This window comes from Microcoleus anatoxicus, assembly GCF_042465725.1.
Lineage (GTDB): Bacteria > Cyanobacteriota > Cyanobacteriia > Cyanobacteriales > Microcoleaceae > Microcoleus > Microcoleus anatoxicus.
Genome location: NZ_CP120853.1, coordinates 3945903 through 3972656, shown reverse-complemented (window position 1 = coordinate 3972656; position 26754 = coordinate 3945903). Strand labels below are relative to the sequence as shown.

15 protein-coding genes are annotated in these 26754 nt (G+C 42.6%); 7 read left to right on the top strand and 8 right to left on the bottom strand.

Features of this window, described 5'->3' with window-relative positions:
- The first annotated feature begins 271 nt into the window (after positions 1-271).
- Entirely contained in the window at positions 272-1606 is a 1335-nt protein-coding gene (locus tag P2A85_RS17210) for a hypothetical protein (RefSeq protein WP_377474126.1), read from the top strand.
- Positions 1607-2129: 523 nt separating this feature from the next.
- A complete protein-coding gene (locus P2A85_RS17205) occupies positions 2130-4016 on the top strand; it encodes a PAS domain S-box protein (RefSeq protein ID WP_377474124.1) in 1887 nt (628 codons plus the stop codon).
- A gap of 397 nt (positions 4017-4413) precedes the next feature.
- Here the strand turns inward: P2A85_RS17205 and P2A85_RS17200 are convergent, their stop codons facing one another.
- Positions 4414-4698 (bottom strand): hypothetical protein, encoded by a 285-nt coding sequence (locus P2A85_RS17200; protein WP_377474122.1) that lies wholly within the window; start codon positions 4696-4698, stop codon positions 4414-4416.
- Between the two features lie 145 nt (positions 4699-4843).
- On the opposite strand from P2A85_RS17200, the gene P2A85_RS17195 reads away from it, so the two are divergent.
- The 5 genes from P2A85_RS17195 (at position 4844) to P2A85_RS17175 (ending at position 13275) form a co-directional block, all read left to right on the top strand.
- Positions 4844-5743: an ion channel gene (locus tag P2A85_RS17195; protein WP_377474120.1), complete on the top strand. Its 900-nt coding sequence runs from the start codon at positions 4844-4846 to the stop codon at positions 5741-5743.
- Positions 5744-5869: 126 nt separating this feature from the next.
- Entirely contained in the window at positions 5870-7045 is a 1176-nt protein-coding gene (locus tag P2A85_RS17190) for an exonuclease SbcCD subunit D (RefSeq protein ID WP_377474118.1), read from the top strand.
- Between the two features lie 82 nt (positions 7046-7127).
- A complete protein-coding gene (locus P2A85_RS17185) occupies positions 7128-10169 on the top strand; it encodes an AAA family ATPase (RefSeq protein WP_377474116.1) in 3042 nt (1013 codons plus the stop codon).
- A gap of 49 nt (positions 10170-10218) precedes the next feature.
- A complete protein-coding gene (locus P2A85_RS17180; protein WP_377474114.1) occupies positions 10219-11388 on the top strand; it encodes a pyridoxal phosphate-dependent aminotransferase in 1170 nt (389 codons plus the stop codon).
- A 3-nt stretch (positions 11389-11391) separates the two neighbouring features.
- On the top strand, positions 11392-13275 hold the full coding sequence (locus P2A85_RS17175) for an aminopeptidase P family protein (protein WP_377474112.1): 1884 nt from the start codon (positions 11392-11394) through the stop codon (positions 13273-13275).
- Between the two features lie 189 nt (positions 13276-13464).
- Here P2A85_RS17175 and P2A85_RS17170 read toward each other — a convergent pair whose 3' ends face one another.
- The 7 genes from P2A85_RS17170 to P2A85_RS17140 all read right to left on the bottom strand — a co-directional run bounded on the left by P2A85_RS17170 (position 13465) and on the right by P2A85_RS17140 (position 26688).
- Positions 13465-15294 carry a CHAT domain-containing protein gene (locus tag P2A85_RS17170; protein ID WP_377474110.1) on the bottom strand — a complete coding sequence of 610 codons (1830 nt, stop codon included), beginning with the start codon at positions 15292-15294 and terminating at the stop codon, positions 13465-13467.
- A 10-nt stretch (positions 15295-15304) separates the two neighbouring features.
- Entirely contained in the window at positions 15305-16762 is a 1458-nt protein-coding gene (locus P2A85_RS17165) for a CoxE (RefSeq protein ID WP_377474108.1), read from the bottom strand.
- A complete protein-coding gene (locus P2A85_RS17160) occupies positions 16759-17700 on the bottom strand; it encodes an AAA family ATPase (protein WP_377474106.1) in 942 nt (313 codons plus the stop codon). Before P2A85_RS17160 ends, P2A85_RS17165 begins: the two co-directional genes overlap by 4 nt.
- The gene (locus P2A85_RS17155; RefSeq protein ID WP_377474104.1) at positions 17685-19529 is read right to left on the bottom strand and encodes a CHAT domain-containing protein; all 1845 of its coding nucleotides are present in this window, start codon (positions 19527-19529) and stop codon (positions 17685-17687) included. Before P2A85_RS17155 ends, P2A85_RS17160 begins: the two co-directional genes overlap by 16 nt.
- A gap of 172 nt (positions 19530-19701) precedes the next feature.
- On the bottom strand, positions 19702-20094 hold the full coding sequence (locus tag P2A85_RS17150; protein WP_377474102.1) for a hypothetical protein: 393 nt from the start codon (positions 20092-20094) through the stop codon (positions 19702-19704).
- Positions 20095-20154: 60 nt separating this feature from the next.
- Complete coding sequence (locus P2A85_RS17145) at positions 20155-20586, bottom strand: hypothetical protein (RefSeq protein ID WP_377474101.1); 432 nt, start codon at positions 20584-20586, stop codon at positions 20155-20157.
- A gap of 519 nt (positions 20587-21105) precedes the next feature.
- Positions 21106-26688, bottom strand: coding sequence for a HEAT repeat domain-containing protein (locus P2A85_RS17140; protein ID WP_377474098.1), 5583 nt, complete (start codon positions 26686-26688; stop codon positions 21106-21108).
- Between the last annotated feature and the right edge of the window lie 66 nt (positions 26689-26754).

Sequence of the window (26754 nt, the reverse complement as noted above, 5' to 3'; positions counted from 1 at the left end):
TCTTTGTCACACAAGTTTAGCCACATTATGCGAGTTTTAAACCCCTCTCTGTTTCCGGGAGGGGTATTTTTAAGCTTAGTTAAAAAAAGATTTTTTGGGCAACATGACGACACAATTAGCACTACAGCAATTCTAAATCATTTGTGAATTTCTTGCTCCCGGACCTTAATAAGGGGAGGGTTGGGGTGGGGTAAAAAACTTGCGACTCCTGCAAGGATTACTATATCATTAAACTAATTCAGAACAGACAGTTCAAACATAGGTATAACTTGTGAAAGAATTATTGGCACAAGCTTGGACTCTCAAGCAAAATTTAATTGACTTTGTACTGGAAGCTGAGGGAGAGTTGGCGGTAGCTTTGGAAGCTTATGTTGCCGATCGCTCTTCGCGGAAACGCTATGATATTGCTCATCAAAATCAAATAATTGACAGCTTTACCGTAGAAGGTAAAGTGGGAACAAAAACGCCGATCGACCTGTTTGTCGCCAGTCAGTCAGATTTAACCGATGGCGATCGCAATTTACTAGACAGTTGGCTGCACAGAAGCTTCACAGGCTTGTTTGAAATCAGTCAAATTGCCCCCGATAGCTTGGAACTAATGAATTGGTTGACGGCCAAACACTACACTGTCCAACCCAACAGTCCTACTTTTGAGCAAGAAATATCTCGGTTTAAGTTGGGAGACATTTTACTAACTCGCATTGCACCTCTGACAGATAACTGCTGGATACTATCGGGCCCTCCCATACCGATGGGGAAATTGGGTAAGCCGAAATTGGCAGTGGCGATCGGCAATTTTAAGCAGAATTACAAAAATCATCTCTACAGCGATGCGCCGGAATTGTTAGAGCAAGCTTGGAGTTCCGTAGAACAGTACCACAAGGATTTTACGGATTTTTTTGGTAGCGATGAATTGACTCTATCGGGATATCATCTCAATAAAAAACTGGCAGAATTTCAGGAAGTAATTACTAAAAAACGCTTAACTGATGCAGGCTTGGACGAAACCAAGTCTCTCGCCGAGATAGTGGAAGATGCGGGAATGGATCGAGAACAAGTCAAAGCAGCAGCGATCGCAGCTAGCGGTGCCGATGCCAAAGTAGTTGAAGTGGCGATCGACAGTAATGCTAACTCAAAAATGGTCATGCCCAAAGTCGAATTGCCCGATCGCTTCAAAAAGGCTGAACAGGTGACAGCACTTTCTCATCCCCGCTGGGGCCAAACATTTTTATCCACCTATACTCAATTTACCGCCATCCTAGCAGCAGCAGACTTGGCCAGCATCCCCGATGCCGAAAAGTTGGTTCGCAACTATTTAGAAGATCCAGCTATTAATGCTGGGATTTGGCATCGGCTAGCTAAAATTGACTCTGCAAAATTAGAACAAGTGTTGCAAACATTTTTGGAACGGCCTGATTTTCAGATCGATCGGGATTTAGATCCCTTGCTGCAAGAATTCAAAAAACCCTTAGAACCAGAATTGCCGGAAATAGCCAGCGTTCCCCAGCACCTGCACAATTTATTCCAGGAAGCTTTAGGCGAAGTCAATAAGTCAAAATCCAAACCCCAGGACAAAAAGAAAACCTCTAAGGGCTTTAAATCCTGACCGCAGCAAGAGACACCAGCCCTGGGGTTGAGACAGAGGGATAATTCGGCGGCGGCTTCAATTTGTTACCGCATCAGGACTTACGCACAGCAACAGCATCTATAGCAATCCTAAATAATTTGTGAACTTCTTACTCCCTCCCCTTAGTAAGGGGAGGGTTGGGGTGGGGTTAAAAATTTGTGACTCCTGCAAGGATTGCTGTATATCATGGCCTTTTGTGCGGGGCGATACCCCGTCATTGTCCCGATCCCTGAGCATCCTACGTAAGTCCTGTTAATATTTGGTGACTCAGGTTGAATTCACCTTGAATAATCACCACTATTCTCCGTAATCTAACGGATCAAAAGATTTTTGTGAGCGATCGAACCGATTGTCAATCTGTATCATCCCGGACAGATTAGTATCGCAATTACATCTCTAGGGCTGATTTTCAAGATTTATTTCTATTGCCACTTGACTCAAATTAAGTGCTATGATAGTCCCTATAATCAAAAAATAATTCTCATAAATTTCTACAACTACAATGATGCAAGATGTCTTTAAACAGTTGCAACACTTGCAGGGAAATATCGCGCAACTACCTGTAGATAAACAACAGGTTTTAGCCAGCAATTTCCAGCAATTATCCGCATCTTTACAACAATTGGCTGCGGAGTTTGAGTCGCTTGTGTTGTTGAAACAAGCCGAAGCAAAATTAGAAAGAATTAAGAGTAACTTAGAAATTAAAGTTACCCAGCAAGCTGCTAGCATCAGAAATTTAGAGCAGCAGTTAGAAAAAAGCCAGATACTTTACAAAAGAGTGAGTCAGGCACTCACCAAAGGAGAAGCTAGACTACAAACTCTCCTGCGAAATTCTTCCGATTTAATCACAATTATAGAAGCAGACGGACGGATTCGAGAACAAAGTTGCATCGCATTAGAGCGGATTTTAGGCTACAAACCAGAACAAAGAATTGGCGAATCGCCAGAGGATTTGCTCCACCCAGACGATGTACCTATTTGGCAAGCATATTTTGCCCAATTACTCAAACAGCCAGGGATTGCACCGCCTGTAGAATATCGGAAACGCCACGCTAACGGTTCTTGGGTGTATTTAGAAGTGATTGGTAACAATTTACTTCACGATTCCAGTATCAACGGCATAGTGATCAATTCCCGCGATATCACAGAGCGCAAGCTCTCCGCCGCAGCCCTGGAAAAATCGCAAAAGCAAATCGTTAATATCTTAGAAAAGATTACAGATGGTTTTTTCACTCTCAACAGCAATTGGCAGTTTACCTACGTCAACCAAAAAGCAGAGCAGTGCTGGCAAAAAAACCGCGAACAACTTATAGGTAAAAATATTTGGGAGGAGTTGACCGACACAGCAGACAGGAAATTGTTACAGCAGTTGTACATTTCAGTATCTGACCATGTTAATCTTCAATTTGAAACCTATTATCCGCCACTAAATGCTTGGTTTGAAATAGAGACTTATCCGTCAGATGAAGGTTTATCGGTGTTTTTTCAAGATATAACTTATCGCAAAAAAGCCGAAGCAGCCCTGCGAGCATCAGAATCCCGCTACCGTATTATATCGGAAATCACCTCTGAATTTGCCTATGCTTTTAAAGTATTGCCCGATCGGACCTGGCTCTGCGAATGGATGACTGAAGCGGTGACTAATATTACGGGTTATACTAAAGAAGAAATCAGAACGTCCGGCGGTTTACAATTCCACTGCATTCATCCCGACGATGTAGAAATGTTATTGGAACAAATGCAGTTTCGTGTATCGAGTGGCAAGGAAGTTAGCGAGTATCGAATTATCACAAAATCCGGTGAAATCCGGTGGATTTGGGATTGTCGGCAAGTGGTGTGGGATGAAGTAGAAAAGCGCGTTGTGGGCATTTATGGTGCTTGTCAGGACATCACCAAACATAAGTTAGCCCAGGCTAAATTGTGCGAAACCAATCAAGTTTTACAAGGTTTAATGAAAGCTTTGCCCCTACCCGTTGTCGGGGTTGATACTAATGCCTTGGTGACGGTGTGGAATCCCGCGGCGGAGCGAGTTTTCGGCTGGAAAGAGTCTGAGGTTTTGGGGGAGCTGTTGCCCATTGTTCCAAGCGATGGAAACGTAGATTTTCATGCCATGTTTGACTCGGAATTGGCGGGGGAAAGTCAAGTTGCTAGGGAATGTCGGCGACGACGGAAAGACGGCTCATCCATTGATATGTGTCTGTGGAGTGTACCGATGCGAGATGCTCAGGGTTTGATTTCTGGGAGTATCAAGATATTTTCGGAGATTTCCGAAGCAAATGGCAGCGAAGAAACTGTCGGGCGATTGCTATCTCGCAAAGATAAACTAGAGCCATTTTGGGCCCGTTATGTCAACCTGCCTACGGGAATTAAAAACTTACAAACAATTTAAAATTTTTGTGAAGTGGGCTATAATCTTGACCCAAAATATTGTAAAATTGGCACCGGTGCATTTGTGTTTTGCAAATATAGCAATCCTAAATCATTTGCGAATTTCTTACTCCCTCCCCTTCATAAGGGGAGGGTTGGGGTGGGGTAAAAAACTTTACGACTCATTAGACATCTCCTAAAAAGATTCTAGAAGCATTGCCCTATATGGACAAAAACCTAATTTTGGGAGATGTCTATTTAGGACTGCTATATATTCCTAGGGGCGAAGCATCACCGCTGTAAACCTCTGGTTATCATTAATAAATTGTCTGCGGTCATGCTAGAGCATCGTACAAAATCGGGATGCTCCCGTTGGCACTCCTAGCCCGCGCCTCGCATCAAATTTGAATAGATATAGTTTAATCTTTAACTTGTCGAACAGCCATCCGTTGTAGCGGCAGACTGAGGATGCTGGAAACAGTCAACAAGTAAGAAAGAACCGTCGTCAGCTTTAGGGTAGCAAGCAACCAGTGGTCTTCTGACAGGGGCATCTTGAGCCCTAGGACAGAGATGGAGTAGACTATAGAGTACAGAAAACTCATCTTCATCAGCATTTCTTCATTTAATGTGCGATCGTCCGTGGACTCAGAGTGGCGATCGCCCAGCAGGACTAGACCGGCAATAGAAGCGACAAAAGAAACCATGACCAGATAGTCGTGCAGGCTAAGCTCAACCATTTTCCAACTTCCTTGTTATCCTACTTTTTAGAATCAAACCTCAGTCTAAAGGATCTGTTTTCTGCTACCTAGCAATAGTTACAAATTGACACAGCCGCATTTACAAATCTCAATGAAAACTCATCGCGATCGACAGCCCCACCGTTTAGTCAGCAGAAAAGGACAATTCACCCTGAATGTGGTGAGGCTAGGCTTACCTCGCCTGCATTTGGCAGATCTTTACCACGGGCTGCTAACTCTTTCTTGGCCGAAATTTTTTATTTTGATTGGTCTGCTTTATGTGATTACAAATTCCTTATTTGCAATAGCTTATTTAGCCGGAGGAAATTGCATCGCCAATGCTAGACCTGGTTCTTTCCAAGATGCCTTTTATTTCAGCGTGCAAACAATGGCTACCATCGGCTATGGTTCTATGTATCCGCGCACGGATTATGCTAATACCATAGTTGCGATCCAAGCATTTTTTGCTTTGTGGGGAGTGGCGATGGTGACGGGACTTGCTTTTTCGAGATTTTCTAAGCCGACAGCTAGAGTTATATTCAGTCGCGTCGCTGCGATCGCTCCTTTTAACGGTGTTCCGACTCTCATGTATCGCACTGCAAATCAGCGCTTCAATCAAATTTTAGAAGCACAGCAACGAGCTACTTTGATTCGCGATGAGGTAACATCGGATGGCGATTATATGCGGCGTTTTTACGATTTGACTTTGGTGCGAAGTCAGTCTCCAATTTTTGCGTTAACTTGGACGGTGATGCACGTAATTGATGAGAATAGTCCTCTCTACAAACTTAGTGCCAAGGACTTGATCGAGCAGCAAGCTGAAATTGTAATTACGCTAACGGGTATTGATGAAACCGTATCCCAAACTATTCATGCTCGCCATTCTTTTGTCGCTTCGGAAATTCTCTGGAATATGAAGTTTGTAGATATCATATCGAGAACTCCACAGGGAAAACGGGTAGTTGATTATACTTGTTTCCATGAGGTCAAGCCTATTGAAGATAAGTTGTAGGGGCTCACAGGCCCCGTGGTTGCCCCGCTTATGCTGGGGTAGGCACAGGGGCACTACCCCTACAAATCCTCATGAATGATTTACGATCGCCCAAAGTATTAAAATAGATAAAAGACTCCTGGTACTATGCGAATAATTCATACTGCTGATTGGCACTTAGGACGACGTTTTCGAGGAATTGACCGCACTCCCGAAATTGCGATCGCCCTGGAAGAAATTTTGCAGGCTGCCAAAACCTGGGATGTGGATGCTGTGCTCATCGCTGGGGACATTTTCGATGTACCCAATCCCACTGCTTATGCCGAACGTATTGCTTATCATTTTTTCTGTGAATTGCAAGCGGCGGGAATTCCAGCCATTGCGATCGCCGGGAATCATGACTCGGCATCCCGGATGGACAGCATTGCCCAATTGCTTTCCCTCGCCGGAGTTCGTGCTTTGGGTAAACCCAGGCGATCGGCTGATGGTGGCACAATTCATCTTAACACAAAAAGTGGCAAACTTTGCGTGGGAGCCATGCCTTTTGCTTCAGAACAAAAGCTATTAGATGCGAATGCCTTGTGGGAATCTGACGATGGCGAGTTCCGCAAAAATTACCGAGAAATGGTAGCTGATTTATTACAAAACTTAACTCAGGATTTTCGAGACAATACTGTGAATATGCTCCTGGGACACATGAGTATTGATGGCGCGAGATTAGCTAAATCTGAAGTCGCTTATTACACGCGAGAAAAATACCTGCTTTCACCCCAAACCCTGCCTGGGGAAGCTCAATATATCGCCCTCGGACACATCCACATCCACCAGCGCCTAGCCCATAATTCTCCTGCTTATTATTCGGGTTCTTTGATTCAGTTAGACTTTGGAGAAGCGGCACAAGAAAAAGGATTTTGTTTCATTGAAGTAGAGCCGGGAAGTCAGCCCAAAGTGGAATTTAAACCTGTGACTTGCCATAAGCCCTTAAAAGTGCTTCAATGTCATTATGACAATCTAGATCAAACTCTAGAAGCTCATCGCTATCATCCGGGTTTTTTGAAAGTAATTGTTGAAATAGAAAGTCCACAAATCGGACTTGCCGATCGAGTGCGCCAAATCTGTTCTCAAGCGCTGTTAATTGAACCGCGCTACCCAGAATCATTCCTAGAATCCACAGACATCACTCACATCGATCCCAATAATTTCGATCCAGCAGCCGAATTCTGCAATTATTATCAACATCGATTGGGAACCACACCCCAACCAGTAGTCTTGAAAGAATTTGATAATTTGTACAAAAAGTTTAAGGAAAAAGTTAATACTTAAATAATTGTGTAACTCCCTTACCACGATTTTCCTGGTAACGAGTAAACGAGTAAAAGTCCCAAATCCCAAATCTAAAATCAGTATGCGTCCACTTGAACTTTCGATCGAAGGATTTACCAGTTTCCGCAACGAACAGCGTTTGGATTTTTCTGAACTGGATTTATTTGCAATTACTGGTCCTACCGGGGCCGGTAAATCTTCCCTGCTAGATGCGATGACTTACGCTCTTTTTGGTACGACAACTCGTAGCGGAAAACAAGTAAGTGATTTAGTAAGTCAAGGGAGCGAAAATTTAAAAGTTCAGTTGCGTTTTGTCGTGGGTTCCTCCCAGTATCGGGTGACTAGGAAGTGGCGCTACCGTCCTAAATCTGCTGAAACTAAGGTGATTTTGGAAGGTTGGCAACAGGGCGAATGGGAAACTTTAGAAACCAGTATTGTTGCTGTTCAAAAAATTATTGAACAGATTTTGGGAATGGATTTTGATACTTTTACACGAGCGATTATCCTACCTCAAGGTAAGTTTGATGAATTCATTAAGGGTGATAAATCCAAACGTCGGGAAATTTTGCGACAGTTAGCGGGATTTGAGATTTTTGAGCAGATGCGGAAGGAAGCAACTGAACTGGCGAAGTTGTTGAAACAAGAGCGGGAAATGGTGGAACGTCAGTTAGTTGAGTTGAGCGCCCCCATAGCCGAGGAATTAGCCCAAAGGCGATCGCAACTGACGAGCTTAGAGCGGCAATTGCCAGAATTGGAACAGGAGTATATTAAATTACAAAAGGCTCTAGAGGAAGAAGAACAACTATTTTTACAAATCAGAAAACTGGAGAGTTTGCAACAGCAATTAACTCAATTAACAGCTAATTCTCAAGGGATAATAGTGCTGACGCAGCGCCTGGAAAAGTCGAAGACAGCCAATAATTTACAGCCAGATTGGGCTTTGGTTCAACAAGCTCGCGGACAATATGTCACCGCAGAAAATAATGCTAAGTTGGCGCAAGAAAAATTAATCAAATCTCGCTCGGAATTAGCAGCCCAACAGCAGCAACTAGATGCGGCAAAAGGTAGACAAAAGGAAATAGCAGTTAGCATTAAAGCTCGTGAAGATGCTCTGGCTACTGCCAAAGTATATGAAGAACAACGCTGTCAATTAGAAAAAGAAGTGGCGATGGTTCAAAAAAAGGTACAGGAAAAATTGCGGATTTTAAAAGTAGCAGAAAAAGAGCTGGAAGCTGCTAATCATAAAATGCAAACTTCTGGCTTCCTGCTTACTCAAACAGTCGCACTGATGCAACAGTTTTCGGCGGGGGGAAAATATTTGGAAAAGTTGCAGCAAGCATCACCTTTATTGATCGAATTTCAGTTATTACAAAAACAGGCAAAAAATCAACAGCAACAGTTAAATAAAACTGTTACGGAACGGCAAAATCTCCAAGAGAATTATAGTCTGGTTTCTGAGAAATTAGCAGTAGCAGAAGTTAAGCTGAAAAAGTGCGTTGAGGAGTTAGAAGCAGCGGAAGTAGCTAATGCGGAAGCTGCGGATTTAGAGCGGGTGGCTGCTGTCAGAATGTCCTTGAATGCCGGGGATATGTGTCCGGTATGTGGGGGGGTACATCCTGAGAGCGATCGCCTGCCCTATATAGCCAACTCAAAGATTGTCGATCTCGCTCCTTTCCGTGAAAAAATAGCTACATCCACTCAGATTGTTAAGGTGATTCAACTAGCGACAAGTGAAGCTAAAAGCTCTCTTTTAGCCAGTGAAAAAAAGGAGGCGGAAATTGCTCAGGCATTAAAAGAAAATCTGAAGATAGTGACAAAAATACAGGAAAAAATTAATGAGATAATGGATGCTTCTGACTGGGAAGCTGCTAAATTGCAGCAGGAGTTATTAAGTTTAAAAGAGAGCGATCGCCAATATCGAGAAACTGAACAACAGTTTCAACAAGCATCAATTGAATATGAAAAAAATCAACAATTATTGACTTTTTTAGAATCGACAACAGCAGCGAAACAAGAAGACTATCAAAATGCGATCGCCGAAGCAGACCTCCGACAGAAGCAGTTACGAACTTGCGCCAATGCGCTTTATCAAATTACGGAAGACCGACCTTACGATAATTTAGCAAAATCTCTAGAACAAGACAAACAAAACTTAGAAACCTTGCTCAACTCGGCAGAAAATGATTATCAAAAAGCCTATGCTAATACAATTCAAGCCATAGAAATACATAAACAAGCCACCACGATGCTGGAAGCAGCTATTACCCAAAAACAGGAAATTAACGGAGATTGGCAAAAAAAATTAACCGAAGCTAATTTTACAGAAGATACTTTTGTAGCAGCAGTTGTCCCACCTAAAAAACAATCTACCTGGGAAAGTGCCATTCGGGACTATCGGGAATCCAAAATCCAGTTAGAGACCAGGGAAAAAGACTTGAACGAGCTGATTGCAGGCAAGACCACTAATGAAAGTATCCTAGCACAGATGCGATCGGCAAAATATGTCGCCCAAGAAAACTTAAAACAAGCTAACAACAACCGTGCCGAACTATTAGTTTGGATTAAAGTCGCCGAAAAAAATCTCGAACAAGCCGAAAGACTGTCGCAGCAAATCATCAACTTAACAGAACAAGAGCAAACTTATCACACCTTAGCCCAAAACCTCAAAACCAACGAATTTCAATCCTACATCTTAGAACATTTAGAATCAGAATTAGTCAGCAGCGCCACCTTAATTTTACAAGAATTAACCGAGAATCGTTACACACTAAAAATCCAAGAGGGCGAATACTGGGTAGCAGATAATTGGAATGGTGGGGAAGCCAGACGAGTGCGAACACTTTCCGGTGGCGAAACCTTTGCTACTTCCTTATCAATGGCCTTAGCTTTGTCGGAAAAGCTGTCTCAAGGTGCTCACTTAGGTAGTTTGTTTCTAGATGAAGGATTTGGCACTTTAGATGCAGAAACTCTCGAAAGTGTTACCCTAATCTTAGAATCTTTGCGGCAACAAGAAAGGCTAATTGGAGTCATTACCCATGTTAAAGGATTGGGAGAAAGATTACCAGCACAGGTGAAAGTTTACAAATCTCCAAAAGGCTCTAGAATTGAAGTAAAAAAACTTTAAAAATCGGAAAGTTCGGCGACGGATAACACATCAAAAAAACCAATATTATATGAAAATCAACCCCACTAGAATGGAATCCGTACAGTCGCCAATTATTCCTGTTGTCGGCGAATTAATCCGGCAAAATCCAGGGACTATATCTTTAGGACAAGGCGTAGTTTCTTACAATCCACCGCCACAATCCTTTGCAAAAATTCCCGAATTTCTCGCAAATCCCGACAATCACAAATACAAAGCTGTGGAAGGAATTCCCGCACTACAAGATGCCATAGCAACCAAACTCAAAGCAGACAATGGTATTGAAATTAATCGAAACAACTCCATTGTCGTGACAGCAGGTAGCAATATGGGATTTATCAATGCTATTCTTGCTATCACGGTGGCGGGAGATGAAGTGATTATTCAATCACCCTATTACTTCAACCATGAAATGGCGATTATCATGGCAAATTGCCATCCCGTCATCGTAGCCACTGATGAAAATTATCAACTCAATTTAGAGGGAATCAAAACCGCAATTACTGACAAAACGCGAGCCATTGTCACGATTTCACCAAACAACCCAACCGGCGTAGTCTATAGTACCGAATCACTCCGGGAAGTGAATGAACTTTGTCGCCAACATAACATTTATCATATCAGTGATGAAGCCTACGAATATTTTACCTATGACGGGGTTAAACACTTTTCACCGGCTGCTTTTCCCCATAGCAGCGAACATACAATTTCCCTATTTACGCTTTCCAAAGCCTACGGTTTTGCTAGTTGGCGGATCGGGTATATGGTAATCCCAGAAAATTTGTTGGTTTCTGTTAGGAAAATTCAAGATACAATTCTGATTTGTCCCCCAGTAATTTCCCAGTATGTAGCCTTGGGAGCCTTGCAAGGGGGGCGAGAATACTGCGATAATTATGTCAGGGCGATCGCCTCCGTGCGACAACTCGTATTACAGGAACTCAATCACCTCCAAAACTACTGTACAATTTCGCCTGCTGCGGGAGCTTTCTACTTTTTCTTGAAAATTGATACCCAAATCGATACAATGGAATTAGTGGAACAATTAATTCGCGAATACAAAGTGGCGGTGCTTCCAGGCACAACTTTTGGTATGGAGAATGGTTGCTATTTACGCATCGCCTTCGGTGCCCTGGATTCAGGAACCTGTGTTGCAGGGATTAGCAGATTAGTTACAGGTTTGAAAACAATTTTAGGAGCATAAAAAATGGTAGCAACTAATGTGAATCCCACTACAAATTCTCAGCAATTAACGGCATCCAAACTGGCTGAATTGCGGGTGTTCATGGCACAGCATAACTTGGATTGCTATTTCATTTCAGCGGTGGACGAACACTTGAATTTATCGGTAGCGCCAGCTAAGCAAAGACGAGCTTGGATTAGTGGGTTTACTGGTTCCGCCGGCGATTTGTTGGTGGGTAAGAATTCGGCTTGGTTGTTTGTGGATTCCCGCTACTATGAACAAGCAGAATTGCAAATCGCTCCGGGACTAATGGAAATATGTAAACTGGGTTTAGAAGGTCATTTAAATTTAATTGAAACTTTAGAAAAACTAGCAGCGGAATCGACAGCGACTCAACCTAAATTGCGTTTAGGTTTCGATCCATTTACTCTGTCGGCGGAGTCTTATCAAAATTGGCAGAGTAAATTGACGCAGGCGGGAATTGAACTGATAGCAATATCGGATAATTTAGTAGACAAAGTGCGATCGCACAATCTAGCACAAACAACAGAAACCTTACCCGCCATTGACGAATCTCCCTTATTTAGTTTACCTGTATCCCTGACTGGAGAAAGCACGGAACAAAAATTAATCAGAGTCAGGGAAGCGATGAAGCAAGCAAATATTGATGTGCTACCGATTACCAACCTCAATCAAATAGCATGGCTGTTCAATCTCCGAGGCTCGGATATTCCTAACATTCCGATTTTTATATCCTATGCTATTGTCACTGCCAATATAGCTTTTTTGTTGACCAACCCCCAGCGAGTTGCCGCAGAAGTTAAGCAAGAATTGCCTGGGGATGTAACTTTGCTACCCTACGCAGAATACCAGTCTACTTTAGAAAAGTGTGTCAGTGCGACCCAAAAAATTAGGGTGCTTTTAGACCCCAAACATACTACAGCAGGGACCTATCAGTTAATCTTAAACCAGCAAAAAGTACAGAAAGATGCTGTGGAAATAGTTTTTGAGACTAATCCCATCGAAGGGATGAAAGCTCGGAAAAATCCTGTGGAAATCGAACAGATGAAATCTGCGAATTTCAAAGCAAGTCGAGCTAAAACTCGGACTTTTAAGTGGTTGACAGAACAACTAGAAAATGGTAGTATACTGACAGAGTTTGATGTCAAAGAAACCGTCGAAAGATTTTATCAGCAGGAAACAGACTTTCAGACTTTAAGTTTTAGAACGATCGCCGGTGCGGGAGTCAATAGCTCGATCGTACATTACGGCACTCCCAGTCCAGAAGTGAGGCTGCAACCAGGGGAACTACTGTTGCTGGACTCAGGAGCGCAATATTTAGGGGGTACAACGGATGATACCAGAACCGTGGCGATCGGAGAACCAACGGCGCTACAAATAGAACACTACACGACGGTTTTGATGGCACATATTAACTGTGCAATGCAGCAATTTCCCAAGGGGACAACCGGTGCGCAATTAGATGCGATCGCCCGTGGTGTATTATGGCAACAACAACTGGACTACGGACACGGGACTGGGCACGGAGTAGGGGCATTTTTAGCCGTTCACGAAGGGCCAAACGGTATCAGCAAATCGGTACAATACGCCCTAGAACCGGGGATGGTAACTAGCATAGAACCGGGATATTATCAACCGGGATGGGGCGGAATTCGCATCGAAAATCTCTATGTTGTCAGAGAAATGGGGTCAAATAATGATACGGTTTGGTATGGGTTTGAACCGCTGACCTATATTCCCTTTGACCGGAAATTGATTAATGTCGATCGACTGTCACAGACCCAACTGGCATGGTTAAATAAATATCATAGTGCGGTAGTGGAGAAGCTGGCAACGGTGTGCGATACAGCAACTGTGGAGTGGTTAAAAAAAGCCACCGCAATCTAATTTGCAGTTAGTTAATTTGTAGGGTGCGTCGCTGGGGGACATGGACTCGAATGTGGTGATTGACTGATGGCGACGCACCTTATATTTTTAACTGTTGCATGGTCATGATTTAACCGCAGAGAACACAGAGAACACAGAGGAAGAGAATAGAGAGATGAATAATTCATATCCTACTGGATTGGATGTAAATCAATCAAAAATTGAGACATAAGATGCTGGCTCCCAAGTCGGAGGTGCTTCGGCTGGATTATGAAAAATCACCGGCAACCAACTTGCACAAGGAAATCTATCTTCTAACCCATGCAATCTTTCTCGTGTTTCTCGCACAGAAGCGTATAAAGATTTACCGCTTGAAAATGCCTCTAGAAAATGTTTAAAGAACTTGTGTGCTACTTCATCGGGTATCAAGTCACGCATGACGATGGTTGTGAGACTTCCGAAATTAGCTAATTGATTGGCTATTCCTAACCCATCACAGGAATTGAAAATAGCTAATTTTAAACCGCGTCCCATAGCTCTTTCCAGTGCATTTTTTAAGTCATTTGCCGTTAAAGTATCTGTTGGATTCAAAGAAATTTGACTATTACTACCATCACTATCACTAGAACTAAAACCTGCAAAATAGAAAATATCCCAACCTTGTGCCTCCCAAAGGATCTCAGAAAGTTCCTCGCGACTTGGCTTTACTAAAAATACTATCTCTGCACTAGGTAATTGTTCGAGTAAGCTTCTATCTACATCCACATTTATTCCTGTAGATTCACCTAAACAAGCTAAAATTCTGACTCCATTGTTTTTTCTAGACGTTGATTTTTTGATTTTTGTATATCGAGAATATCGAGGCAAACTGAAAACGATTTCAGTCTTGGGATAATCTTGAAAGAAATCCCAAAGATGCCAGGGCAATTGCTGTAATACGTGGTTCTCAGTTTCAATGAACACTCGTACTTCATCAGTTGGTGATATGTTCATGCGTAGCGAATCAACACAATGAAGAAATGATTCAGATTTGAGCCAGTTGTTGATGCTATTTTGTAATTTTTCATTCATCTCATAATAAGAGAAATTAGTCGGACTCTTTGATATTTTTCTTATTACCATTCTATGGCAACCAAAAGGATAATTTCGGTAATATGAGTCCCAATCACAATAGGATGAGTAAATATCTGGAGCCGGAGGTAAGTTTCCAATTAATTGTTGAACAGGAGACAGCTCGTTAGCTTTGAAAATCTTCATTACAACTGGAAAACCGCTTTCAAAATCCCCATCTCCTATGGTCAGAATAACAGTTTTTATTCCTACAACATTGTTTTCTGTAGGCTCTTTTTGAGAAGATGGGTTGATGGTTAATACTTCCTGAGCATACTTTTGTTGGCTGTTTTCTGGCGATGCCTTGCTAACTTCAGTAACAGCGCCGACTGAATCACTCGGTGCCAACTTCCCTATCTCACGGGCATAAACTAATAGCGGCTCAAATTCAGCCAGAGGTTCGGCAAAAGTTTCTACCAAAAATGCAAGTCGTACTTGCTCTGCCCTATCCTGTTGATAGGCTTGTTCGAGGGTCGCTTTTAGTTCCTGCGCCGCCTCACTCGGTCTGGTATAGGCCAAAGCAGTCCACCGCTGAGCCTGAGCAAAATCTCGCACCTCTTGGTCATTACTTTGAAGTTGCTGTCGCACATAAACTAATAGAAAATCAGACAACTCATTAATCCGCTGCGGCCCAAAATTATCATTCTCTTTCAACCGATTCAACAGCGAATTTCGCACCGCTGTATCCATCTCATAGAGTTCTCGCCCTACCTCATCGCACAAACTCGAAAGTAGCAAATCCGCCACAGCTACCCAAGGAATTCCTAACACAAATCCGTGAATATCTCGCTGGAAATTAGCCCACAACTTGTATAATAAATCCGGTGTCAAAGCCAAGGGAAACGCTGCATGACACGCAAAAGTTAAGTGCGTTTTTCCAAAACGCCTCTCGAAAGCTTCAATCCGTCTGCGGGCTACTTCAGGTTTCATCTCATCCCCCTTATTCAGTCCCAACAAAAACCGAACTCTGACTTTTTCCCCGCAACAAGCCGATCGCATCTTGCAATCCCCGCCGCGCCATCTCAAACATCGGCACTAAACGCGCCACCTTACCCGCCGTCGTCCCCTCCCAGCGCGACTCCGGCATCGGATTTAGCCAAGCTACATACCGCACCTTTGCCTTAATTTGCTGGAGAAACGCCGCCGTCAACTCCACCCTTTCCTCACTGTAACCCCCGCGAGCCGCCCCAGCATCGCTAAAAATTAACATAGCAGACTTCTCAGGCCGCAAGTTAGCAAGCAAGCGATCGATTTTCTCGGCTTCCAACTGATAGGGGTCATGGTATAGATAATCCACCGGACAATTCTGGAAATAATAAATGCCAGCATTCCCCAAACGCCCGCCTCGTACCGCTGTTTCCGCCAACCGCTGGGACAAATCGTGGAAGGGTACCATCGAACCGTCGCGATCGATTAATAACAGTAATTGCGATCGATTTATACGGCGCGGCACCAACACCGGACTTAACAAAATGCCCTGTCGCCCAATCTGGTTAACTGTGGCTTCCACATCCAATTCTACAGGCGGCCCTTCCCGCACGGGACGGCGCAAGTAACGCCAACTTTGCTTCATCTGCCGCCGCGTCACTGGAAAATATTCGGATGTCAGGATAAACTGGCGATCGGAAATTGCCTCATATTTATTAGTAGCTTGCATCACTGCTTTTGCAGCTTGCACCTCATCTTCTATTGCCTCTATCAATTCTGGATGCGGGGCAGATATAATAGGTTCGCTTGTTTGCTCAGTTAGTTTTGGTGCTGTTTCAATTATACCAGAATCCTCTGTTTCCGGTGCAGAAATCTCTGGTTTTTCTGGGATTGCTGGTATAGTTTCCTGACTCTCTTTGACAATCAATTCAAAGTGATAGTCAAATAGGCGCTTATCCTCAGCAGATTTTACCCATAAAGTTTTGCACAGGCGGTATAAAGAAGTGCGATCGCTCGTTCCAAACCCCTTTTGTAAAGCTTCCAGTAACAGCTTATATTCATCGATTCCAAGGGGAAATCCAGCTTCTCGCAGTTGACTAAAAAGCTCAATCAGGGGTAGTTCGTCCATAATAGACTTCTTCAGAATAGAATCATCGTTCAGAAGCAAAACATCCGGCTCATCCTGCCTGCTTCTTAAATATCGCTTGATGACTGACTGAAGGTTACTTCTGCTAACCTTTTCGCCAAATGATGTTGAAAGTTGCTTCCAGAGTTGAGCTCCAACATCATTGATATAATCCAGTGCACGATCGCTAATTTGGGCCATTTCCTGATAGGATTTTCCTTCCCAAGACAGGCGAAAGACAATTTCTTGAACTTCGGTAAAACGCTCGCCATCCATTACAGACTTTACAATTGCCAGTGCTTCATCAACGGTAATTGCTAAATCAAAACTCAGATGTTTAATCACAATTCACCCCCAGCCCGCCTTTGCTTAGCATAGCGATTGTAATCATCCCAGCTTTTCAACAGCACGCCCGGATACAAAAGTTTTTTACCCAATTCATCCAGAACCCGATCTTCAGGATAGTGGCGCAGTATCCGAAACCAATCCATTAATTCACTGGTACTAACTTTTTTGCCAGCTTCTCCCTTGTCTTTCCGCATCTCCTCGCGCAACTGTAAAAACCTGTCAATGATTGCATTTACTAGCGCTTCAGGAGATGCCACAAAGTGAGCATTGATAATTTCAATTAACTGCTGGCGCTTGGGAAATTCAAGATAATGAAACAAGCACCTGCGCAAAAAAGCATCGGGCAAATCTTTCTCATCATTGCTAGTAATAAACACAATCGGTGTTGCCTTAGCTTGAATTTTATCTCCCGTTTCTTCGATCGCAAACCGCTGTTCATCAAGTTCCAAAAGCAGATCGTTAGGAAAGTCAATATCAGCCTTATCTATTTCATCAATCAGCACCACCGTCGTTTGTTCTTTCAGAAAAGATCGCCCTAACGGCCCCCATTTAATGTAAGTCTCAGATTTATCAATTGCCTGAATTTTATCTTCGCTGAGGCGGCCGGCCGCCGCTAATTGAGCATCCCGCAAACGCCCCACAGCATCGTAGGTATAAAGTCCATCTTTTGCCCTGCTTGTAGACTTAATATTCCAAGTTTCATAAGGCAGTCCTAACTCATAAGCAACAGCACGGGCTAACTTAGTTTTGCCACACCCAGGTTCTCCTTTAATCAGCAGGGGACGTTCTAATTGAATGGCTAAGTTAACAGCTTCAATTAAATCGTCGTCAGGAAGATAAGGATAAAATATTTGACCGTTTTCATCGATTTCTCCTAGTTGAGGCTGTACTTTACCTGTGTATTTCAAGCCTTCTCTGTTCAGTGTTTCAGCCATACTTTCTCCCACTCATACCAATTACAATCGCACAAATCACAAATTTTGTACAGAGCTAGTTGAGGCAAGCCGCCTTCACTGCTTTCAAGAATATCTCGGACTATTTCCTCGACTTGGTTAGTCAGTTTAAGGGGTAACTCATCGATAGAATTTTCAATCCAAGGTTGTAAATCTTTTTCGCATAGTAGAGTAATTTTAGGTAGCTTAACGGGAATGTGCGGTTCCCAACTTGGGTAAAGTGTTTCAGCAAAATCTAGATTCCAGTCTTCAACACAACCGCTATGGTCAATTAAAAACATTAGTAAGCGAGACGGCGATTGAGTTACGCCGGAGACGCTTTTTACCAGAGGCAGCCAAAATTGTCCCATAAATTGACTCATACATTCCTCTGGCATTTCATCAAGTCTATCGAAAATTAAAACCACTGTTCTATTTTGACACAATTGAGCAACTTTATCTATAATTTGTGTCTGTGAAGGTTGATTAATTAAACCCACACGACCGCCTAGTTCTTGCCACAAAGCTTTCGTATAAGTAGCGCGAGATTTTCTATTGAGTGTGACTGAAATTACTTTGGCATTTGTCCAATTAGGAACCTGCTTCAGCAGCCGATTCAACAGCCATTTTTGACCGCTGTCTTCTTCGCCGTGAATCAAATAAGCACCGATGGGATGCTGTTCAACAAATGTTCGGAACAATTTAACTTGATGATGATAATTTAACCGCTGTAAAGATTGGTGAAGTTTATCATGAGATTGTTGAGGTTGAGGTGAATTGGTTAGCGTTTTTGTTTCTTCTGCGGTAGTGTTCCGTAATTGTTTCCAAGTTGGCGAAGCTTCTACAGTAAAACATTGATCGTACATCACTGGCAACCAACTGGCTAGAGGATATTGTCCCTCTAATCCTTGGAGATTTTCTCTAGCCTGTCGCAAGGCTAAATATAAAGTTTTTTCATTTTTTACAAAAGCTTCTAGAAAAAATTTCAAAAATTTGTGTGCGACTTCATCGGGTATTGGTGTCCGCATGACAATAACTTGGGGAACGTTCCAACTAGCTAGAGTTTTTGCTAAACCCAAACCATCGCAAGAGTTAAAAATAGCTAGTCTCAACCCTTTGCGAACGGCTTGTTTTACAGCATTTTCTAAATCTTCAATTTTGACTGTATCTGTTTGATTAATAGAAAGAATACCTTCTCCGTCTGTTGTTTTGCTATGACCTGCAAAAAATAAAATGTCCCAGGATTTTTCATCTCTCAATTCCCTAAAAATAGTTTCCTGGTCTTTTTCTGGCAAAAAGCAGGTTTCAAGGGATAATTGCTTGAATTCTCGTTCATCTACAGTAGTGTCAATTCCTTGACTATTTCCCAGAATTGCTAGAATTCTGACTTCTGTTCTGGTTGAGTAACAAGGCTGAATTTTGTATTCTGACAAGCTAAAAGCCATCTCGGCTAGGGGATGATTTTCAAATAAATTCCAGAGATGCCAGGGAAGCTTTGCCAAATCGCTGTCGGAAGTTTGGAGAATAACTCGAATAATATCCTGAGATGTGCAATCAGTTTTTAATTCGTGCCATTTTTCGAGAAATTGCAAAGATGAAAGCCAATCATTAAGAAGTTTTTTTGCATTTAAAGGCTTGTATTTGTCCTTGAGATTAGCTTTAAAGCCGTGTTCCTTTAAGTTTTCATAAAATCTGTCGAGTTCTGGATCTGGAGGTAAACGGGCATCTAGCTCATTGTGGTACGGCTTGCCATCTTCCGCAATTCGCAGGAAAACTGGAAAACCTATCTTGAAACTCCCTTCACCCAATCGGATCACAATTAATTTTCCCATAGATTAACTTTTGTAAGCGCCGATGACAAAAAAGTCCGATCGCCCTTTTTACCCAATTTTTCAAACATTCCCCCCAACCTCTACATTACCAGACGATCGCAGCAGAAAGCCCCTGAGGAAAGCATTTGTTCCCCTGGGGCTTTCTATCGCATCAATAATATTCAGCTTCGACTTAAGAACGAGAAGCGTTCAATGCAGCCCGAATTCCATCCGCTTGCACGCTGCGGAGCGCGATCGATCGCGGGTCAACCCGATGGTGTACGCTACCACAGACGGGACATTCCTCCCGACTTTTTGCTGTCAACCAAACGCTTTGATAAGCGTACTGTCCCGGCGTATCTCCAAACACGCCCGGATAAAACCAGTAATCGGGAACCATCGACAGCGTGAGATAATTTAATCCCCCATCGATCGCCGGATTCAAGAAACCTTTAAGTTTCACCTCAGCATCCTCCGGCAACAGCAGCGACAGAGCCATTTTCACCGCGACACTGGTAACATGGTGAATATCCGCCGCGATCGCCACTTCACCCATCACTCGACCGTTATTCCCGTGATCCCCCAAAGCCCCGACTTCAGGCCCGGAAGTCGGGGCTCTTGGTATTCTGTTTTTTTTAGCCGTTGCTCATGTAATAGTAGTCAACAACTTTTGCTCCCACTTCCCAAACTCATCGCGCTGTAAGTATACAATTATGGTGCGATGGAGCTTGAGATGGCTTACTCTTTTGCGGGCACGGACGATCGCACGAGCATTATCGATCGGTGCAACAGTAGAGCCGTATAGCGCACAGAAAGTCCATACCATTGAATTAGTTTTATCCTGTTCCGGTTCAGTGGCGTAAACGTTGGTGAAAACCGCCAATCCTCCTAACAGAAAACCCAGGCAAGAAAGCCAGCGTCTCGTGTAGATGTAACCACCAATGGGAAAGATAGCACTGAGGAGCATAGCCACCGAAGTATTCAACTGAGACAGCTTCACTATTTCGGATGTTTTTTGGGCTTTTATTTGTCCGTTTCTGGCCTGAGTTTTATTTTTAGCTGCACTATTAAAAGTCATAGTTCTATCTCTTTATAAGTTTGTCTATATAGGTAGAAGTTAGAGTAGTAATTGTCTAACCTCCCATCTTCTGTTTATTTATCGGGAATGGGTGAGGAGTTTATGCAGGATAGAATTAAGAGAGAGAAAAAAAATTAGCTCGGCGGTTTCAACCGCTCGATCATTTGGGCTGGGGAGATCCCCCTAAATCCCCCTTAAAAAGGGGGACTTCGCAGCAACTTCTTGTCCCCCCCTTTTTAAGGGGGGCTAGGGGGGATCTGGCTTAACTGAACGGTATTGGATTATAAATCAATACGGTTTACTTAAGATGGTCATTGCGAGGAACGAAGCAATCGCAGTATCTATTTTTCATAGGGTTTTACCCCAGGGCGGTCTTAAGTAAACGGTATTGGATTATAAAGGAGAAATTTGGTATTGAGTTGATAGCGCGATCGCTTTCTAACCTATTGGCGTAGAAAGCGATCGCACCTAGTTTTTAGCTACTGCATAGTTGATGCCAATTACGATACTGGCATCCCGTTAACTCAGTTCATTTATCCAAGTTTGGAGAGCACCCAGGAGGTTAGGTTGCTGTGGGGGAAAACCGCGCAAAGGTGCATCGAGGGGTGTGTCGGTTATCCAGAGGATGTGCAAACCCAGGTTAGCATCGGCGATTTTGCGGCAGCAGGTGATGAGTGTTGGATGAGGGGTACATTCATGTAGAATTAGGGCTAGGTGGCGTTTTTGCAGTTGGCGTTTTGCTGTGAGAATCTGGCGTTTGAGTTCGGCGAAGTTGTTGGCGGTGGGGATGTCTGTATCGGGGAGTGCTAGGTAGTAAATTTGGGTGCAGAGTTCTTGGCAAATAGCACTGGTGTCTGTTTCGTCTGTTAGGGATTGAATGTTGATAGGTAGTGGGTAAGTTTGGGGAGTTGGTTGGAGTTGAGAGAAGTTTGGAGTAATTTGGTTTTCGAGAGATTGAATTAGTGGATCAAGAGTATCTTCAAAATTATATGATACAATTACTGGGAGTTCATAACCACACGCATCACAAAACTCATTTCCATTTGGGTTGTCATAACTACAAGCTTGACAAATAATAGTATCATTTAAAGTTTGAGTAGGTAAGGTTACTCCTAGTTCATTACCACAAACATCACAGAACTCTGAACCTTCTGAGTTTTTGTAGCTACAGACTGGACAAGTAATAGTATTATCTACAGCTATCCAATTTGTAGGCAAATCATAGCCACAAGCATCACAAAACTCACTTTCCTTTGGGGTGTGATAAGTACAAAATGGACAAATAATAACAGTATCTAAAATGCTCTCATTACTGTTCCTAAATTGATAATTCCATGCGGTGTAAAATTCTCGGTAGGTGAGGTTTTGAGCGCATTGCCAAAGAAGTTCGTATGATTGTTCGTAAATATTAAATTTATTTTTGTAAGTTTCATATTTTAAATTAAATTTAAGCGCCAAAAATACCTGTAAATCTTGCTGTTTAGTAGCGATAATTTCACCTAAAGTTTCCGCGACTCTCCTAGTAGTATATTTATCTGAAGTTTCATTCAGGAGTTGGATTAAACGGGCAATTTTCCATTCATTTCCTACTGTTATGTTACCCAAGATTGCCACAACTATCCCACGGGTATCTTTATCTGAAGTTTCATCCAGGATTGGGATAAAATTGGCATCTGAAGTTTCATCCAGGAGTTGGATTAAACGGGAGATCGCGCTTTCATTTCCCACTGCTATTTCACCCAAACTCTGGGCAACTCTCCTACGGGTAGATTCAGATGAAGTTTCATCCAGGAGTTGGATTAAACGCGCAATCGCCCTTTCACTTCCCACTGCTATTGTACCCAAACTTTCTGCAATAATCTGACGGGTAGATTCACATGAAGTTTCATCCAAGAGTCGGATTAAGCTGGCGATTACCACTTCATTTTCATTGCCCACTGCTATTTCACCTAATTCTTTTGCAATTCTCCGACGGATAAAATCAGATGAGACTTGATCCAGAAGTTGGATTAAATTAGCAATTTTTTCTTCATTTCTCACTGCTATTTTACCCAAACTTTCCATGACTATATCATGGGTATATTTATCTAAAGTTTCATCCATAAGTTGGATTAAACGAGCAATTGCGTTTTCATTTTTAACTGCTATTTTACCCAAACTTTCTGCAACAGTCCCACGGGTATCTTCATCTGAAGTTTCATCCAGAAGTTGAATTAAACGAGCAATTGCGTTTTCATTTTTAACTGCTATTTTACCCAAACTTTCTGCAACTCTCCCACGGGTAAATTCAGATGAAGTTTCATCCAGAAGTTGGATTAAACGGGCAATAGCCCCTTCATTTTTAACTGCTATTTTACCAAAGATTTCCGCAACTCTCAAACGAGTGTATTCATCTGAAGTTTCATCCAGAAGTTGGATTAAACGGGCAATAGCCCCTTCATTTTTAACTGCTATTTTACCAAAGATTTCGGCAACAATCCTACGGGTAAATTCAGATGAAGTTTCATCCAGAAGTTGGATTAAACGGACAATAACACCTTCATTTTTAACTGCTATTTTACCAAAGATTTCCGCAACTCTCAAACGAGTGTATTCATCTGAAGTTTCATCCAGAAGTTGGATTAAACGGACAATAGCTCCTTCATTTTTAACTGCTATTATACCAAAGACTTCCGCAACAATCCTACGGGTAAATTCAGATGAAGTTTCATCCAGAAGCTGGATTAAACGGACAATAGCCCCTTCATTTTTAACTGCTATTTTACCAAAAATTTCGGCAAAATCCCTACGGATATATTGATCTGAAGTTTCATCAAGTAGTTGGATTAAGCGGGCGATTACCCCTTCATTTCCCACTGCTATGTTACTCAAACTTTTTGCAATAATCCAACGGGTATATTCAGATGAAGTTTCATCAAGTAGCTGGATTAAGCGGGCGATCGCTCCTTCATTTTTAACTGCTATTTTACTAAAAATTTCCGCAATATCCCTACGGGTATATTCAGATGAAGTTTCATCCAGAAGTTGGATTAAGTGGGCGATCGCTCTTTCATTTCCCACTGCTATTTTACCCAAATTATGGGCAACTATCGAACTGGTATCTTTATCTGAAGTTTCATCCAGGAATTGGATTAAGCGGGCGATCGCTCTTTCATTTCCCACTGCTATTTTACCCAAACTCTCGGCAACTATCCAACTGGTATATTCATCTAAATTTTCATCCAGAAGTTGGATTAAACGGGCAATTGCCCCTTCATTTTTCGCTGCTATTTTGCCCAAGATTATCGCAACAATTTTACGGGTATATTCATCTGAATTTTCATCTAGTAGTTGGATTACACGGGCGATCGCTCTTTGCCTATCTATTTCTCCTAATACTGCTTTTGCCCCTTCCTGAATAGGTTGGGAAAACATCACCCATCTGTCTTTGCCTGCATTAAAATAACCATAAGCCCAATGAACAATCTGTGCTACTATCTCCTGGGATCTTTTACAGGTTTTGAATTCAGCAATTCCCGCAGCCGCGAGAAAATAAGCTTGATATTTTTTATAAAAGTTCCCGCATCCATCCTGAAACTCTACCAAGCCATCGATAAACTCTTCTTTCTTCTCCTTCTCCACATCCTCCCGTCCAAACCATAGCAAAATCACCTGTTTCCACTGCTTCTCAAAAATCCGATAAATTCCCAACCCAGGATTATCCGGTACATGATGTAAAAAATAACCCCAATCATCTACCCCCAACGCCGCAAAATACTCCTGAAAAGTGGGATGATAAAAAGCATAAACCTGTTCCTCTGGCCTTTCCGCCGCCACACCCACCCGATTAATCCAACCCAACTGCAAAGCTAACTCACACAAAGGCTCATCCGCTTCCCCCAAAACCTCCCGCACCCAACCCTGACGCAACCGAAACCGCGACTCTTCTTCTTCCATTCCCCGCAAAGCTAACGTCGCCAAAGCTTTATTTAACTCCCGTCGCTGCTGGGAAGTTGTGGGGAATTTCTCGCGCTTCCACTCATACACCGCCTCGGTAAACTGCGCGTATAAATCCGCCTGAGTTTTAGTAGTAAAATCTCCTTGACGGATGTGCCAAGCCAGACATAACAACGTCAACCGCAAAGGATTTTTCACCGTATCCCGCAGCCGCGTATTTTCTGATTTAGCTAACTGCTGACACAACCTTTCTCCTAAATCTGACTGCTGAAAAACACTTCTAATAAACTGGGGAATTTGTTCCTCTTCATCAAAATCTAAATTGCGATAAACATCAAAATCAGCTAAAGCATTTTTCCCCGCATCCCACACATTGTAGCGACAAGTCAACACCACCCGCGCCTCAGCAATCCATCCCCGCAATTGCGATTTGATCTCATCCAAAGGATTGCCCGCGCTCATCTCATCAGCAGCATCCAGTAATAACCAAACTTGATGGTTGTTAAACAGCGTCACCAAATCTTGGCGCATTTGAGCCGTGACATCTGCTACATTTAAGGCAATTTTCAGCCACTTTTGCAGTAGATAATCTTCCAAACTGAATTTACCCAAATCCGCTAAGGAAACCCAAATCGGCACAACTTCAGTTTCTGCCAAGACCCAATCGGCGATTTTTTGCAAAAGCGTCGTTTTTCCTGCACCAGGTTCGCCAATAATGGCAATGCGTTTGCCCTTACTTTTCTCAGTTTTTCCTTGTTTTAATACTTCCCCAAAAAACTCATCATTTTTAAATGTTTTGGTGACTTCATACTGAGTTTCTGCAACATAATTTTCACCTGCTTCTTGGGATTTTGATGGAGTTTTTGCAGCGTATAATTTGGAGCCTTTGTCGGGTGTAGTTTGTTTGTCTGGCTTAGGCTTCTGCTTTCTCTCGACTAAACCCAAGGGTACATAAACATCATCGACATTCAAATTCAATCCATCATTCACCACCAGGGAATTACTGGTTAATTTACCTCGTTCTGGTATGGTTCTCAGACACGCATCACGCCAATTTATCCCCGCTTCAACTCCCCGCAACCCTTGCCAAGTCACGGGATTTTCAGCAGGATTTTGACAGATTACTGGCAACCAAGATGCACAGGGAAAGTCTTTTTCTAATCCATGTAACCTTTCCCGTGCTTCTCGGACAGCCAGATATAAATGTTGACCCTTAGAAAAGGAATCCAAGAAATATTTCAAGAATTCTTTAGCTACCAAATCAGCTACAGGTTCCCGCATGGCAATAATTTGAGGAATCTGCAATTCTGCTAAATCTCTGGCAATTCCCAAGCCATCACAGGAATTGAAAATCGCCAATTGTAACCCTCGTTGAATCGCTTTGTGAAGCGCAGGTTTTAAATCATCAATTGTTAAATATTGTTTAGAATTAATATATATCTTCCCAGTAGTACCATCAGATTCACTGGTACTATGTCCGGCAAAAAATAAGATATCCCAACCCCGCTCATCCCAAAGTTGTTCGTTGAATTCGTGGCGTTTTGGTTCCACCAAAAACACGGTCTCTGCATCGGGTAAATTCTCCAAAAATTGCTTGTCGGCATTGATATCAAGGCGGATGCCAGTTTGAGGATCGGGGGGAGAGGAATCGCCTAAAATAGCTAATATCCTTACCTTTGGCTTGGGTTGCACTGACTTTTCAACCCGTTCAAATGTAGGTGAAGAAAGTGCCATTTCTGCCAAAGGATAATTTTTAACAAATAAGTCCCACAAATACCAAGGTAATCGCCGCAATCGGGGATTTTCTGTCTGGATAATCACCCGCACAGTATGTTTGGATTTTACTGTTGTCAGGAACTTATCTCTTACGGGGCGAAATGTCTCGGAATTGAGCCAGTTATTTAACTCTGCTTTTAAAATATGGCTGTTGCCTGTTAAATCAGTATCTGAATAGTTACTAACTCGTCCTGGTGTTGGTATCATTCTGCCAGATACCTTTTGGCGGTAATCTGACTGCCATTTATCATACAGGAAATCGATCGCAGATGCCGGGAGTTTTCCTACGAAGGATGTAAGGAATCCGCCCTCTTCCCACACTTGCAACGTCACAGGAAAACCCTGTTTAAAGTCTCCTTCTCCCAGATTGAAAACAACTAATTTATCCATAACTTATCCTTTACTCTTGGTTATACGAAATATGAGTTTTTTACCCCATTTATAATTTATGACTCG